This window comes from Pseudomonas sp. MWU16-30322 (genome assembly GCF_020515535.1).
Classification (GTDB): domain Bacteria; phylum Pseudomonadota; class Gammaproteobacteria; order Pseudomonadales; family Pseudomonadaceae; genus Aquipseudomonas; species Aquipseudomonas fluorescens_H.
Map to the genome: position 1 here is coordinate 226,544 of NZ_JAIWYL010000003.1, position 13,562 is coordinate 240,105.

11 protein-coding genes are annotated in these 13,562 nt (G+C 61.5%); 10 read left to right on the forward strand and 1 reads right to left on the reverse strand.

The features are described 5' to 3' along the window. Positions 1-29 precede the first annotated feature (29 nt). A complete protein-coding gene (locus LCH64_RS06915; RefSeq protein WP_226499829.1) occupies positions 30-599 on the forward strand; it encodes a lipocalin family protein in 570 nt (189 codons plus the stop codon). 121 nt (positions 600-720) lie between these two features. On the opposite strand, the gene LCH64_RS06920 is transcribed toward LCH64_RS06915, so the two are convergent. Then, the gene (locus tag LCH64_RS06920; RefSeq protein ID WP_226499830.1) at positions 721-2,085 is read right to left on the reverse strand and encodes a formimidoylglutamate deiminase; all 1,365 of its coding nucleotides are present in this window, start codon (positions 2,083-2,085) and stop codon (positions 721-723) included. Positions 2,086-2,273: 188 nt separating this feature from the next. Between LCH64_RS06920 and hutC the strand changes: the two genes are divergently transcribed. The 9 genes from hutC to hutH (LCH64_RS06965) all read left to right on the forward strand — a co-directional run bounded on the left by hutC (position 2,274) and on the right by hutH (LCH64_RS06965) (position 13,463). Further along, a complete protein-coding gene (gene hutC, locus LCH64_RS06925) occupies positions 2,274-2,942 on the forward strand; it encodes a histidine utilization repressor (protein ID WP_232324077.1) in 669 nt (222 codons plus the stop codon). Further along, positions 2,939-3,508, forward strand: coding sequence for a HutD family protein (locus LCH64_RS06930; RefSeq protein WP_226499831.1), 570 nt, complete (start codon positions 2,939-2,941; stop codon positions 3,506-3,508). Before hutC ends, LCH64_RS06930 begins: the two co-directional genes overlap by 4 nt. A 481-nt stretch (positions 3,509-3,989) precedes the next feature. Then, complete coding sequence (hutU, locus tag LCH64_RS06935; protein WP_226499832.1) at positions 3,990-5,687, forward strand: urocanate hydratase; 1,698 nt, start codon at positions 3,990-3,992, stop codon at positions 5,685-5,687. A 173-nt stretch (positions 5,688-5,860) separates the two neighbouring features. Further along, entirely contained in the window at positions 5,861-7,333 is a 1,473-nt protein-coding gene (locus LCH64_RS06940) for a cytosine permease (protein ID WP_003220810.1), read from the forward strand. 70 nt (positions 7,334-7,403) lie between these two features. After that, positions 7,404-8,372, forward strand: a complete 969-nt coding sequence (locus LCH64_RS06945; RefSeq protein WP_226499833.1) for an ABC transporter substrate-binding protein — start codon at positions 7,404-7,406, stop codon at positions 8,370-8,372. A gap of 84 nt (positions 8,373-8,456) precedes the next feature. Then, positions 8,457-9,308, forward strand: a complete 852-nt coding sequence (locus tag LCH64_RS06950; RefSeq protein WP_003220813.1) for a proline/glycine betaine ABC transporter permease — start codon at positions 8,457-8,459, stop codon at positions 9,306-9,308. Beyond that, positions 9,305-10,135 carry a glycine betaine/L-proline ABC transporter ATP-binding protein gene (locus LCH64_RS06955; RefSeq protein ID WP_226499834.1) on the forward strand — a complete coding sequence of 277 codons (831 nt, stop codon included), beginning with the start codon at positions 9,305-9,307 and terminating at the stop codon, positions 10,133-10,135. The genes LCH64_RS06950 and LCH64_RS06955 overlap by 4 nt, the downstream gene beginning before the upstream one ends. Before the next feature lie 154 nt (positions 10,136-10,289). After that, positions 10,290-11,813: a histidine ammonia-lyase gene (hutH, locus tag LCH64_RS06960; RefSeq protein ID WP_226499835.1), complete on the forward strand. Its 1,524-nt coding sequence runs from the start codon at positions 10,290-10,292 to the stop codon at positions 11,811-11,813. A 117-nt stretch (positions 11,814-11,930) separates the two neighbouring features. Further along, the gene (hutH, locus tag LCH64_RS06965) at positions 11,931-13,463 is read left to right on the forward strand and encodes a histidine ammonia-lyase (protein ID WP_226499836.1); all 1,533 of its coding nucleotides are present in this window, start codon (positions 11,931-11,933) and stop codon (positions 13,461-13,463) included. Positions 13,464-13,562 lie beyond the last annotated feature (99 nt).

Below are 13,562 nucleotides of genomic sequence, written 5' to 3' on the forward strand. Positions count from 1 at the left end.
CGGGGCTGTGCGCCCACGGGAGAAAAACAATGAAGCGGTTATTGCTTGTCCTTTTTGCCGGCCTGGTACTGGCCGGCTGCGCCACGCACGGTGAAGATCCGCTGGCGCCCAAGACGGCCCGCGAGGTCAACCTCAAGCGTTACCAGGGTACCTGGTACGAGCTGGCGCGGATGCCGATGTACTTTCAGCGCAACTGTGCGCAATCCGAGGCCCATTACACGCTCGAGACCAACGGCAACGTCGATGTGCTCAACCGTTGCCTGACGGCCGACTGGCAGTGGGAAGAGGTCAAGGGCACGGCTTACCCACAGGTGCCGGGCAAGACCGACAAGTTGTGGGTCGAGTTCGATACCTGGTTCTCGCGGTTGATTCCGGGTGTGGCGAAGGGGCAATACTGGGTGCTGTACGTCAGCGATGACTACAAGACCGCCATCGTTGGCGATCCGAGTCGCAAGTACATGTGGCTGCTGTCGCGCACGCCAACCGTCAACGCTGAAGTGCGTGAAGAGTTGCTGAGCAAGGCGCGGCAGCAGGGTTACGACACCACGCGCCTGATCTGGCGGGCGTCGGATCGACAGATGGCCAAAACCTCGAATTAAGCATCACCGAAGATCAAATGTGGGAGCGGGCCTGCTCGCGAAGAGGGTGTGTCAGTTAACGAAAATGTTGACTGATACACCCTCTTCGCGAGCAAGCCCGCTCCCACATTTTTGTTTTGTGTCAGCCCAAAAGTTCGCGCAGAACCTGGGTGAATGCCCGAGCGCTTTGCTCTTCGGCCGCATGCCGGCCATCGCGCACCACCCATTGGCCGTTGACCAGCACGTCGCGCACCTGACGATCGCCACCGGCAAACAACCAGCGATTCAAGATCCCGTCACCACTGGCCGTGGCCAGATACGGGTCATTGCCGTCGAGCACGATCCAGTCCGCACGCTTGCCGACTTCCAGCGCACCGATCGGCTGTCCCAAAGCCTGGGCGCCGCCATGCAGTGCCGCGTCATATAGCGTCCGCCCGACCATCGGCTGATCCGCGCCATACAAACGGTTACGCCGCTGGTCGCGCAGCCGCTGGCCGTATTCCAGCCAGCGCAACTCTTCGACCACACTGAGCGACACATGGCTATCGGAGCCGATGCCCATGCGGCCGCCCTGAGCGAGGAAATCCACCGCCGGGAAAATCCCGTCGCCGAGGTTGGCTTCGGTGGTCAGGCACAGGCCGGCGATGGCGCGACTCTTGGCCATCAGCGTGACTTCTTCCGGGTTGGCGTGAGTCGCGTGGACCAGACACCAGCGCTGATCGACTTCAGTGTTTTCGTACAGCCACTGCAATGGACGGCGGCCGCTCCAGCTCAGGCAGTCATCGACTTCCTTTTGCTGTTCGGCGATGTGGATATGTACCGGACATTGCTTGTCGCTGGCGGCCAATACTTCGCTGATCTGCTGCGGGGTGACCGCGCGCAACGAGTGAAAGCACAGACCCAACGATTGGGCTTTTTGCTGCGCCAGCAGGGGTTGCAGGCGTGCTTGCAGCTTCAGATAGTTTTCGCTGCTGTTGATGAAGCGGCGCTGGCCATCGTTCGGCGTCTGACCGCCGAAACCCGAGTGGCTATAGAGCACCGGCAGCAGGGTCAGGCCGATGCCGCTGTCGCTTGCGGCCTGACTGATGCGCAGCGCCAGCTCGGCCGGATCGGCATACGGCTGACCGTTGTTGTCGTGGTGCACGTAGTGGAATTCGGCGACCGAGGTGTAACCGGCCTTGAGCATTTCGATGTACAGCTGACGGGCGATGACGCCGAGTTGCTCCGGGCTGATTTTTCCGACCAGCCGATACATCAGGTCACGCCAGGTCCAGAAACTGTCGTTCGGATTACCGGCCACCTCGGCCAGCCCGGCCATCGCGCGCTGGAAGGCGTGGGAGTGCAGATTGGGCATCCCCGGCAGCAGCGGGCCGCTCAGCCGCTCGGCGCCGTCTGCGGTGGAATCGGCCAGGATTCGGGTCAGCAGGCCATCGGCGCTGACCTCAAGACGTACATTGTTGGCCCATCCGTTAGGCAGCAGCGCGCGTTCGGCAAAGAAGGCGGACATGGTTCAGCACCCCATCGTGTGTTATTTGTATATACATATACAGACGTTTGCCTGCCCGGTAAACTCCGGCAAGCTAGCAACTTTCAGCCAATAAACAGGGATCAACCGTGCCGACTCCGCCTCCAGTCTCTCCGTTGGCCGCGAACCTGGGCGACAGTCCGGCGCCCTTGTACGCCCGCGTCAAACAGATGATCACCCAGCAGATCGACAGCGGTAACTGGCCACCGCACTACCGCGTGCCATCGGAAAGCGAACTGGTCAGCCAGCTCGGTTTCAGCCGCATGACCATCAACCGCGCCCTGCGCGAGATGACCGCCGACGGTCTGCTGGTGCGCATGCAAGGTGTCGGGACGTTTGTCGCCGAACCGAAGAGCCAGTCCGCGCTGTTCGAAGTGCACAACATCGCCGACGAAATCGCCTCCCGTGGCCATCGCCACACCTGCCAGGTGATCACCCTCGAAGAAGAGGCCGCTGGTTCCGAGCGCGCGCTGGCGCTGGACATGCGCGAAGGGCAGAAGGTCTTCCACTCGCTGATCGTGCATTACGAAAACGATATTCCGGTGCAAATCGAAGACCGTTTCGTCAACGCGCTGGTCGCCCCGGACTACCTCAAGCAGGACTTCACCCTGCAAACGCCATATGCCTATCTCAATCAGGTCGCGCCGCTGACCGAAGGCGAGCACGTGGTTGAAGCGATCCTCGCCGAGCCGTCCGAGTGCAAGTTGCTGCAGATCGAAAAAGGCGAGCCGTGCTTGCTGATCCGTCGCCGCACCTGGTCAGGGCGGCAGCCGGTGACTGCGGCGCGCCTGATCCACCCAGGTTCCCGTCATCGTCTGGAAGGACGCTTTCATAAATGAGTGCACTGAAAGTTTTACGCGCCGAAGGCTACCCGCGCATGCCGTGGAAAAACGGCGGCGGCAGCACCGAAGAAATCACCCGCGATGCAGGCGCAGGCCTGGAGGGGTTCGGCTGGCGCCTGTCGATCGCCGACATCGCCGAGTCCGGTGGTTTCTCCACCTTCAGCGGTTACCAGCGGGTGATCACCGTGTTGCAGGGCGATGGCATGACCCTGTGTGTCGATGGTGATGACACGCGCCCACTGTTACTGCTGGACCCGTTTGCGTTCAGCGGCGAAAGCCAGGTCTCCTGCACCTTGCTCGGCGGCGCGATCCGCGACTTCAACCTGATCTACGCGCCACAGCGTTACAGCGCGCGCTTGCAGTGGCTGGACGGCGAGCAGCGGTTCTTCAGCTCGGCGGGGACGGTGGTGGTGTTCAGTGTCAGTGAGTTGCTTGAGGCGAAAGTCGGTGACAGCGTCGCGCAACTGGGCCGACATGATTGTGTGCAACTGGACGGTAACAGCGGTCTGGTTGAGGTCGCGGTGAATGCTCCGTGCTGCGTGATCGAGCTGACGGCACGCTGATCCTTCTGCTCATATAAAACACATTGTGGCGAGGGAGCTTGCTCCCGCTGGGCTGCGAAGCAGCCCCACTTAGGTAAATTCCGGAATGGGAGTCCTTCGGCCTCCAGCGGGAGCAAGCTCCCTCGCCACAATTGCGTTCACGCAGGCTGTTTCCCTTCACGCACCAACTTGTTACCGAACGCCCCAGCGTGGCGCAAAACCACGGGTTCGTAACGATCCGCCGCCACCTCATTTCCTCCCTGCAAAAAAATTCATCCACGCCACAACCCTTGTGTCAGGCGCTCTCCAGCGCTGTCCGCAATTTTTCCTGAACTGCCCGCCGGCAAGTTGGCCGCTTGATTGCATATGCTTGTATGTACAAGTAAAGACGTATGCGTATAAGTCCGCAGCGTCCACTGATTCGCTTGTCGCGCATTGAGGCGCACAGGCTGCTTGCCCACTGCCAGGGTTGGTTTGAATTGATCGCTGAGGAGTCTTTTTCGTGACTGACAATAAGCCTACAACTACCGTTTATACAAAGAGACGTGACGTCGAAATCCGTGCATCGCGCGGCAACAAGCTGACCGCCAAGAGCTGGCTGACCGAAGCGCCGCTGCGCATGCTGATGAACAACCTCGATCCGGAAGTGGCCGAGAACCCGAAAGAGCTGGTGGTTTACGGTGGTATCGGTCGCGCCGCGCGTAACTGGGAGTGCTACGACAAGATCGTCGAGAGCCTGACCCACCTCAATGACGACGAAACCCTGCTGGTGCAGTCGGGCAAACCGGTCGGCGTGTTCAAGACTCACAGCAACGCCCCGCGCGTACTGATCGCCAACTCCAACCTGGTGCCGCACTGGGCGAGCTGGGAACACTTCAACGAACTCGACGCCAAAGGCCTGGCCATGTACGGCCAGATGACCGCCGGCAGCTGGATCTACATCGGCAGCCAGGGCATCGTTCAGGGCACCTACGAAACCTTCGTCGAAGCCGGTCGCCAGCACTATAACGACAACCTCAAGGGCAAGTGGGTGCTGACCGCCGGTCTCGGCGGCATGGGCGGTGCCCAGCCACTGGCCGCCACCCTGGCCGGTGCCTGCTCGCTGAACATCGAGTGCCAGCAGGTGAGCATCGATTTCCGCCTGAAAAGCCGCTACGTCGATGAGCAGGCCAAAGACCTCGACGACGCCCTGGCGCGCATCGCCAAATACACCGCCGAAGGCAAAGCGATTTCCATCGCCCTGCTGGGCAACGCGGCAGAAATCCTGCCGGAACTGGTCAAGCGCGGCGTGCGCCCGGACATGGTCACCGACCAGACCAGCGCCCACGACCCACTGAACGGCTACCTGCCGGCGGGCTGGACCTGGGAAGAGTACCGCGCTCGTGCCAAGACCGAGCCGGCGGCCGTGATCAAAGCCGCCAAGCAATCGATGGCGGTCCACGTCAAAGCCATGCTGGACTTCCAGAAGCAAGGCATTCCGACCTTCGACTACGGCAACAACATCCGTCAGATGGCGCAGGAAGAAGGCGTGGAAAACGCGTTCGACTTCCCGGGCTTCGTTCCGGCCTACATCCGTCCGCTGTTCTGCCGTGGCATCGGTCCATTCCGCTGGGCGGCGCTGTCGGGTGATCCGCAGGACATCTTCAAGACCGACGCCAAAGTCAAAGAGCTGATCCCGGATGACGCGCACCTGCACAACTGGCTGGACATGGCCCGCGAGCGCATCAGCTTCCAGGGTCTGCCGGCACGTATCTGCTGGGTCGGTCTGGGCCTGCGCGCCAAGCTCGGTCTGGCGTTCAACGAAATGGTGCGCAGCGGTGAGCTGTCGGCGCCGATCGTCATCGGTCGCGACCACCTCGACTCCGGTTCGGTAGCCAGCCCGAACCGCGAAACCGAATCGATGCAGGACGGTTCCGACGCGGTCTCCGACTGGCCGCTGCTTAACGCTCTGCTCAACACCGCGAGCGGCGCGACCTGGGTTTCCCTGCACCACGGTGGCGGTGTCGGCATGGGCTTCTCCCAGCACTCGGGCATGGTAATCGTCTGCGACGGTACCGACGAAGCGGCCGAGCGCATTGCCCGCGTCCTGCACAACGACCCGGCCACCGGTGTCATGCGTCACGCCGATGCCGGTTACCAGATCGCCATCGACTGCGCCAAGGAGCAGGGGCTGAACCTGCCGATGATTACCGGTAAATAAACGCAATTCTGTGGGAAATGCTTTTGGTGGGAGTGGGCTTGCTCACGAATGCGCTGGACCATCAGCACATGTTTCGAATGTGCCGGTCCCTTCGCGAGCAAGCCCGCTCCCACCAAAAGCACCCCGCGCAAGACGCTCAGTGAACTCGAATAACAATCCACAGAGGTTGAATCATGGCTGTAACCCCTGATCGTGCAAGCAACAAACCGTTGATCGAAAGGCGTTCGATCGACTACATCCCGGAAGCGGAAAGACACGGTCGTCTGTTTAGCCAGTTCACCCTGTGGATGGGTGCGAATCTGCAAATCACTGCGATTGTCACCGGGGCTCTGGCCGTGGTGCTGGGCGGTGATGTGTTCTGGTCGTTGATCGGTCTGTTGCTCGGGCAACTGCTGGGCGGCGGCGTGATGGCGCTGCATGCGGCGCAAGGGCCGAAGCTGGGCCTGCCGCAGATGATTTCCAGTCGCGTGCAATTTGGCGTGTACGGTGCGGCGATCCCGATCGTGTTGGTGTGCCTGATGTACCTGGGTTTCACCGCCACCGGTACGGTGCTTTCCGGTCAGGCGCTGGGCCAGTTGTTTGGCGTCAGCGACACCGTCGGCATCCTGCTGTTCGCCAGTGTCATCGTGCTGGTCACGGTGCTTGGCTATCGGGTGATCCACTGGATCGGCCGGGTCGCCAGTGTGATTGGCGTGATTGCCTTTGTGTATCTGTTCAGCCGTCTGCTGAGCCAGGTGGACGTTGGCGCACTCCTGCAAATTCGCCACTTCAGCTGGAGCAGCTTCCTGCTGGCGGTGTCACTCGCGGCGTCCTGGCAGATCGCTTTCGGCCCGTATGTGGCTGACTACTCGCGTTACCTGCCGAGCAAGATCTCCTCGGTAAAAACCTTCTTTGCCGCTGGCGCAGGTTCGGTCATCGGCGCGCAGGTGGCGATGGTCCTCGGCGTGTTCGCGGCAGCTTCGGCCAACGGCCAGTTCGCCGGTCACGAAGTGGCCTACATCGTCGGGCTGGGCGGCACCGGGGCCACCGCCGCGCTGCTGTACTTCAGCATCGCGTTCGGCAAGGTGACCATCTCGACGCTGAACTCCTACGGCAGCTTCATGTGCATCGCGACCATCATCAGCGGCTTCCGTGGCCACCTGACGGTCTCGCGCCTGCAGCGTCTGGTGTTCGTGCTGGTGATCGTCAGTGCGGCCACCCTGATCGCCTTGCTCGGTCAGCACTCGTTCCTCGGTGCGTTCAAGTCTTTCATTCTGTTCCTGCTGGCGTTCTTCACGCCATGGAGCGCGATCAACCTGGTCGACTACTACTGCATCACCCGCGAGCGCTATGACGTGCCGGCGCTGGCCGATCCGAACGGTCGTTACGGGCGCTGGAACCTGCTCGGGATCAGCATCTATGTGTTCGGTGTGCTGGTGCAGTTGCCGTTCATCTCCACCAAGTTCTACACCGGCCCGCTGGTGGCGGCCCTCGGTGATGTGGATATCTCCTGGATCATCGGTCTGGTGTTGCCTGCCGCGCTGTATTACCTGTGCGCGAAAAAATGGCACGGCTCGGTGCCCGATCACCTGATTCTGCCGGTCGAGCAGAACAGCGATGTACAACCTGAAAAAAGTGGGGCCAGTCGCGCTGCGGCGCAGGCCTGACTGGACGTGGACAGGGCTGGATGCCTCTTGAACTGCCGTAAGCCAATTCATGATTAGGAGCGTCGCGACAATGAAATCGAACAAGACCCTGCTGACCACATTGCTGTCCATGGGCCTGTTGGCCGGTGCCGGTGCGACTCAGGCGGCTGGCTGGTGCGAATCGGGCAAACCGGTGAAGTTTGCCGGCCTGAACTGGGAAAGCGGCATGCTGCTGACCGACGTCCTGCAAGTGGTGCTGGAGAAAGGCTACGACTGCAAGACCGACAGCCTGCCGGGCAACTCCATCACCATGGAGAACGCCTTGAGCAGCAACGACATTCAAGTGTTTGCCGAAGAGTGGGTCGGCCGCAGCGATGTCTGGAACAAGGCCGAGAAGGCCGGCAAGGTCGTCGGTGTCGGCGCGCCGATCGTTGGTGCGGTCGAAGGCTGGTACGTGCCGCGCTATGTGATCGAAGGCGACGCCAAGCGCAAGCTTGAGCCAAAAGCGCCGGACCTGAAAAACATCGCCGATCTGGGCAAATACGCGGCCATTTTCAAAGACGCCGAAGAGCCGTCCAAAGGCCGTTTCTACAACTGCCCGGCCGGCTGGACCTGCGAGTTGGACAACAGCGAAATGCTCAAGAGCTACGGCCTGGAAAACAGCTACACCAACTTCCGTCCGGGCACCGGCCCGGCGCTGGATGCGGCGGTGCTGTCGAGCTACAAGCGTGGCGAGCCGATCCTGTTCTACTACTGGACGCCAACCCCGCTGATGGGCCAGATCGATGCGGTCAAACTCGAAGAAAAACCGGGCGTCGACAAGAGCCTGAGCATCAAGGTCGGTCTGTCGAAAACCTTCCACGAGCAAGCCCCGGAACTGGTGGCCGTGCTGGAAAAGGTCAACCTGCCGATCGACCTGCTGAACCAGAACCTGGGACGCATGGCGAAGGAACGTATCGAGTCGCCGAAGCTGGCGAAAATCTTCCTCAAGGAACATCCTGAAGTCTGGCATGCGTGGGTCAGTGACGACGCTGCCAAAAAAATCGACGCGGCGCTGTAGGTCGATACCTCCCGGTCAACCGTGAGGCTGGCCGGGAGATATGCCGTAAATCGCTTGATTGAGATTTCTGATTGAGAGCCGCTTATGTTTCCCGAAAGATTTACCTTTTCCATCGCCGACTGGGTCAACGGTTGGGTCGATGCGCTGGTCACCAACTACGGTGATGTGTTTCGCCACATCTCGGACACGCTGCTGTGGGCCATCGTCAACCTCGAAGGCCTGCTGCGTGCGGCGCCGTGGTGGTTGATGCTGGCGATCGTCGGCGTCGTCGCCTGGCACGCCACGCGTAAAGTCGTCACGACTGCGGTCATCGTCGGTCTGTTGTTCCTGGTGGGCGCTGTCGGCCTGTGGGACAAACTCATGCAGACCCTGGCGCTGATGATGGTCGCGACGATCATATCGGTGCTGATCGGCATACCGCTGGGGATTCTCTCGGCGCGCAGCAATCGCCTGCGTTCGGTGCTGATGCCGCTGCTCGACATCATGCAGACCATGCCCAGCTTCGTGTACCTGATTCCGGTGCTGATGCTGTTCGGTCTGGGTAAAGTCCCGGCGATTTTCGCCACGGTGATCTACGCCGCGCCGCCGCTGATCCGCCTGACTGATCTGGGCATCCGCCAGGTTGACGGCGAAGTGATGGAGGCGATCAACGCTTTCGGTGCCAACCGCTGGCAGCAACTGTTCGGCGTGCAACTGCCGCTGGCCCTGCCGAGCATCATGGCCGGGATCAACCAGACCACCATGATGGCCCTGTCGATGGTGGTGATCGCGTCGATGATCGGCGCCCGTGGTCTGGGTGAAGACGTGCTGGTGGGGATTCAGACCCTCAACGTCGGACGCGGCCTCGAAGCCGGTCTGGCGATCGTGATTCTCGCGGTGGTCATCGACCGCATTACTCAGGCGTACGGTCGGCCACGGCATGAGGTGAGCAAATGAGCAACGCAACCGTGAGCAAGATCGAAGTCAAAAACGTCTTCAAGATTTTCGGCAACCGCGCCAAGGATGCACTGGCGATGGTCGGCCAGGGCAAGACCAAGGATCAGGTGCTCAACGAGACCGGATGCGTGGTTGGGGTCAACGACCTGTCGCTGAGCATCGGCACTGGCGAGATCTTCGTGATCATGGGCCTGTCCGGCTCGGGTAAATCCACTCTGGTGCGCCACTTCAATCGCCTGATCGACCCCACCAGCGGCGCGATCCTGGTCGATGGCGTGGACATCCTGCAATACGACATGGAAGCGCTGCGCGAATTTCGCCGGCACAAGATCAGCATGGTGTTCCAGAGCTTCGGCCTGCTGCCGCACAAGACCGTGATCGAGAACGTCGCCTACGGCCTGAAAGTGCGCGGCGAGAGCAAGCAACTGTGCAACGAGCGCGCCTTGCACTGGATCAACACCGTCGGCCTCAAGGGCTACGAAAACAAATACCCGCACCAGCTCTCCGGCGGCATGCGTCAGCGCGTGGGCCTGGCCCGTGCATTGGCGGCCGACACCGACATTATTCTGATGGACGAAGCGTTCAGTGCGCTGGATCCGTTGATCCGCGCCGAGATGCAGGACCAGTTGCTGGAGCTGCAAAAGACCCTGCACAAGACCATCGTCTTCATCACCCACGACCTCGACGAGGCCGTGCGCATCGGCAACCGCATCGCGATCCTCAAGGACGGCCGCCTGATTCAGGTCGGCACCCCGAGAGAGATCCTGCATTCGCCGGCGGATGAGTATGTCGACCGGTTCGTGCAGCGGCGGTCGGCGGTGGTTTAGTGGACTAAGGGTGAGACTGCTTTTGTGGCGAGGGAGCTTGCTCCCGCTCGAGCGCGCAGCGGTCGCAAAAATTTTGGGCCTGCTTCGCAGTCCAGCGGGAGCAAGCTCCCTCGCCACAGGTTGGTGTATCAACAGAATAGGCATGAGGTTTTAGATGTCCCAGGCTGAAAAAATCATCATCACCGGTAACCCCCTGCGTTGGCAGGACGTGGTCGCCGTCGCCCGTCACGGCGCGCAACTGGAGCTGTCGGGCGAAACCTGGGCGCGCATCGAAAACGCTCAGGGCATCGTCCAGCGCATCGTCGAAAGCGGCGAACGCGCTTACGGCGTCAACACCGGTCTGGGTGGCCTGTCCAACGTTTCGCTGAAGGATGAACAACTCAGCCAGCTCTCGCGCAATACCTTGCTCAGCCACGCCTGTGGCGTCGGCCCGGTGCTGCCTGACGAACAAACTCGCGCGATCCTCTGCGCGGCGATCCACAACTACAGCCACGGCAAATCCGGCATTCATCGCCGTGTGGTCGAAGCGCTGCTGGCGTTGCTCAATCGCGGCATCACCCCGCAAGTGCCGGCGCAAGGCTCGGTGGGTTACCTGACGCACATGGCGCACATCGGCATCGCCCTGCTGGGCGTCGGTAATGTCAGCTATCGCGGACAGATCACCTCGGCGCAACAGGCGCTGGCCGAAGAAGGCCTGCAACCGGTACCGCTCGGTGCGAAGGACGGTTTGTGCCTGGTCAACGGCACCCCGTGCATGACCGGCCTCAGCTGCCTGGCGATTGCCGACGCGACGCGGTTGGTGCAGTGGGCCGACGTGATCGGCGCCATGAGTTTCGAAGCGCAGCGCGGGCAGATCGCCGCGTTCGATGCGGAGATCATCGCGCTCAAGCCACACCCGGGCATGCAGCAGGTCGGGATCAATCTGCGCGCCTTGCTCGACGGCAGTGAAGTGATCGCGGCGAGCCAAGGCATTCGTACTCAGGATGCGCTGAGCATTCGTTCGATCCCGCAGGTGCACGGCGCGGCGCGCGATCAACTGGCGCACGCGATCAAACAGGTCGAAGCCGAGCTCAACGGCTGCACCGACAACCCGTTGCTGCTGGGCACGCCGGACAACTTCCGGGTGATGTCGCAGGCCAACCCGCACGGTCAGTCGGTGGCGATGGCGGCGGATCTGCTGGCGATTGCCATGGCCGAGATTGGCTCGATTGCCGAGCGCCGTCTCGATCGTCTGGTCAACCCGCACGTCAGTGGTCTGCCGGCGTTTCTGGTGGCCAACCCGGGGGTGAACTCCGGGATGATGATCGTGCAATACGTCGCCGCTTCGCTGTGTGCCGAGAACCGCCAACTGGCGCAACCGGCAGTGCTCGACAACTATGTCACCTCGGGGCTGCAGGAAGACCATTTGAGCATGGGCACCAACGCTGCGCTGAAGCTGCACCGCGCTCTGGAAAACTGCACGCAGATTCTTGCCATCGAATATCTGCTGGCGGCGCAGGCGTTTGAATTTCTCAAGGAACAGCGCTTTGGCGTGGGCACTGACCGGGCGTGGCGCCTGCTGCGCGAAACAGTCCCGGCCTACGATCAGGATCGCTGGCTGGCGCCGGATATCGCCGCCGCCGCGAACGTTTTGAAAGACCCGAATTCGCTGCACAACGTATTACCGAATCTGCACTGATTTTTACAACGCCAGCGTGCCAAGGCGCGGATCGTCCAAAAGGCGAAATGCGACGGACAACGGAATTATCCGGAGCGACTGGCGAGCCAATAACAAACTCTCAAAAGGAGCATTTTAATGACTGCGCTGAACCTGATTCCCGGCCAACTGAGCCTGGCCCAACTGCGTGACGTCTATCAACACCCGGTCAAACTGACCCTCGACCACAGCGCCTCCGCGCAGATCGAGGCCAGCGTGGCCTGCGTCGAGCAGATCCTCGCCGAGAACCGCACCGCCTACGGCATCAACACCGGTTTCGGCCTGCTGGCTTCGACCCGCATCGCCAGCGAAGACCTGGAAAACCTGCAGCGTTCGCTGGTCCTGTCGCACGCCGCCGGTGTCGGCCAGCCGATCAGCGATGAGTTGGTGCGCTTGATCATGGTGCTCAAGGTCAACAGCCTCAGCCGTGGTTTTTCCGGCATCCGCCGCGTGGTGATCGACGCGCTGATCGCGCTGATCAACGCCGAGGTTTATCCGCATATTCCGCTCAAGGGGTCGGTCGGTGCATCGGGTGACCTCGCGCCGCTGGCGCACATGTCGCTGGTGCTGCTGGGCGAGGGCAAGGCGCGTTACAAAGGCGAGTGGATGGAAGCCACCGAAGCGCTGAAAGTCGCTGGTCTGACCCCGCTGACACTGGCGGCGAAAGAAGGTCTGGCACTGCTCAACGGCACTCAAGTGTCTACCGCATTTGCCCTGCGCGGTCTGTTTGAAGGTGAAGACCTGTTTGCCGGTGCGCTGGCAATCGGCGGTCTGACGGTTGAAGCGGTGCTCGGTTCGCGCTCGCCGTTTGACGCGCGCATCCACGCGGCCCGTGGGCAGAAAGGCCAGATCGACGCCGCCATGGCTTACCGCGATCTGCTCGGTGAGCGCAGCGAAGTCTCTGATTCGCACCAGAACTGCGAGAAGGTTCAGGACCCGTACTCGCTGCGTTGCCAGCCGCAAGTCATGGGCGCCTGCCTGACTCAGTTCCGTCAGGCTGCCGACGTGCTGGTGGTCGAAGCCAACGCCGTCTCCGATAACCCGTTGGTGTTCGCCGCTGAAGGCGATGTGATTTCCGGCGGTAACTTCCACGCCGAACCGGTGGCCATGGCCGCTGACAACATGGCCCTGGCCATCGCCGAAATCGGCTCGCTGAGCGAGCGCCGCATCTCGCTGATGATGGACAAGCACATGTCGCAGCTGCCGCCGTTCCTGGTGGCCAATGGCGGCGTCAACTCCGGTTTCATGATCGCCCAGGTGACCGCCGCGGCACTGGCCAGCGAGAACAAGGCACTGTCCCATCCGCATTCGGTCGACAGCCTGCCGACCTCGGCCAACCAGGAAGATCACGTGTCGATGGCTCCGGCCGCCGGCAAGCGTCTGTGGGAAATGGCCGAGAACACCCGCGGCATTCTCGCGGTGGAATGGCTGTCGGCGGTGCAGGGGCTGGATTTGCGTAACGGTCTGAAGACCTCGGCCAAGCTGGAGCAGGCGCGGGCGATTCTGCGCAAGGAAGTACCGTTCTATGAGAAGGACCGCTTCTTTGCGCCGGACATCAATGCGGCGACTGAGCTTTTGGCTTCGCGGTGCCTGACAGAGCTGGTTCCTGCGAAGCTTTTGCCTAGTTTGTAAGGGCCTCTTCGCGAGCAAGCCCGCTCCCACAGGGGAACGCATTTCAACTGTGGGAGCGGGCTTGCTCGCGAATCGATTTTGAACAAGACGAGGACTTGG

Coding starts and splice junctions, on each gene's coding strand:
- LCH64_RS06915 (WP_226499829.1), top strand. CDS start 30: ATGAAGCGGTTATTGCTTGTCCTTTTTGCCGGCCTGGTACTGGCCGGC.
- LCH64_RS06920 (WP_226499830.1), bottom strand. CDS start 2,085: ATGTCCGCCTTCTTTGCCGAACGCGCGCTGCTGCCTAACGGATGGGCC.
- hutC (WP_232324077.1), top strand. CDS start 2,274: ATGATCACCCAGCAGATCGACAGCGGTAACTGGCCACCGCACTACCGC.
- LCH64_RS06930 (WP_226499831.1), top strand. CDS start 2,939: ATGAGTGCACTGAAAGTTTTACGCGCCGAAGGCTACCCGCGCATGCCG.
- LCH64_RS06940 (WP_003220810.1), top strand. CDS start 5,861: ATGGCTGTAACCCCTGATCGTGCAAGCAACAAACCGTTGATCGAAAGG.
- LCH64_RS06945 (WP_226499833.1), top strand. CDS start 7,404: ATGAAATCGAACAAGACCCTGCTGACCACATTGCTGTCCATGGGCCTG.
- LCH64_RS06950 (WP_003220813.1), top strand. CDS start 8,457: ATGTTTCCCGAAAGATTTACCTTTTCCATCGCCGACTGGGTCAACGGT.
- LCH64_RS06955 (WP_226499834.1), top strand. CDS start 9,305: ATGAGCAACGCAACCGTGAGCAAGATCGAAGTCAAAAACGTCTTCAAG.
- hutH (WP_226499835.1), top strand. CDS start 10,290: ATGTCCCAGGCTGAAAAAATCATCATCACCGGTAACCCCCTGCGTTGG.
- hutH (WP_226499836.1), top strand. CDS start 11,931: ATGACTGCGCTGAACCTGATTCCCGGCCAACTGAGCCTGGCCCAACTG.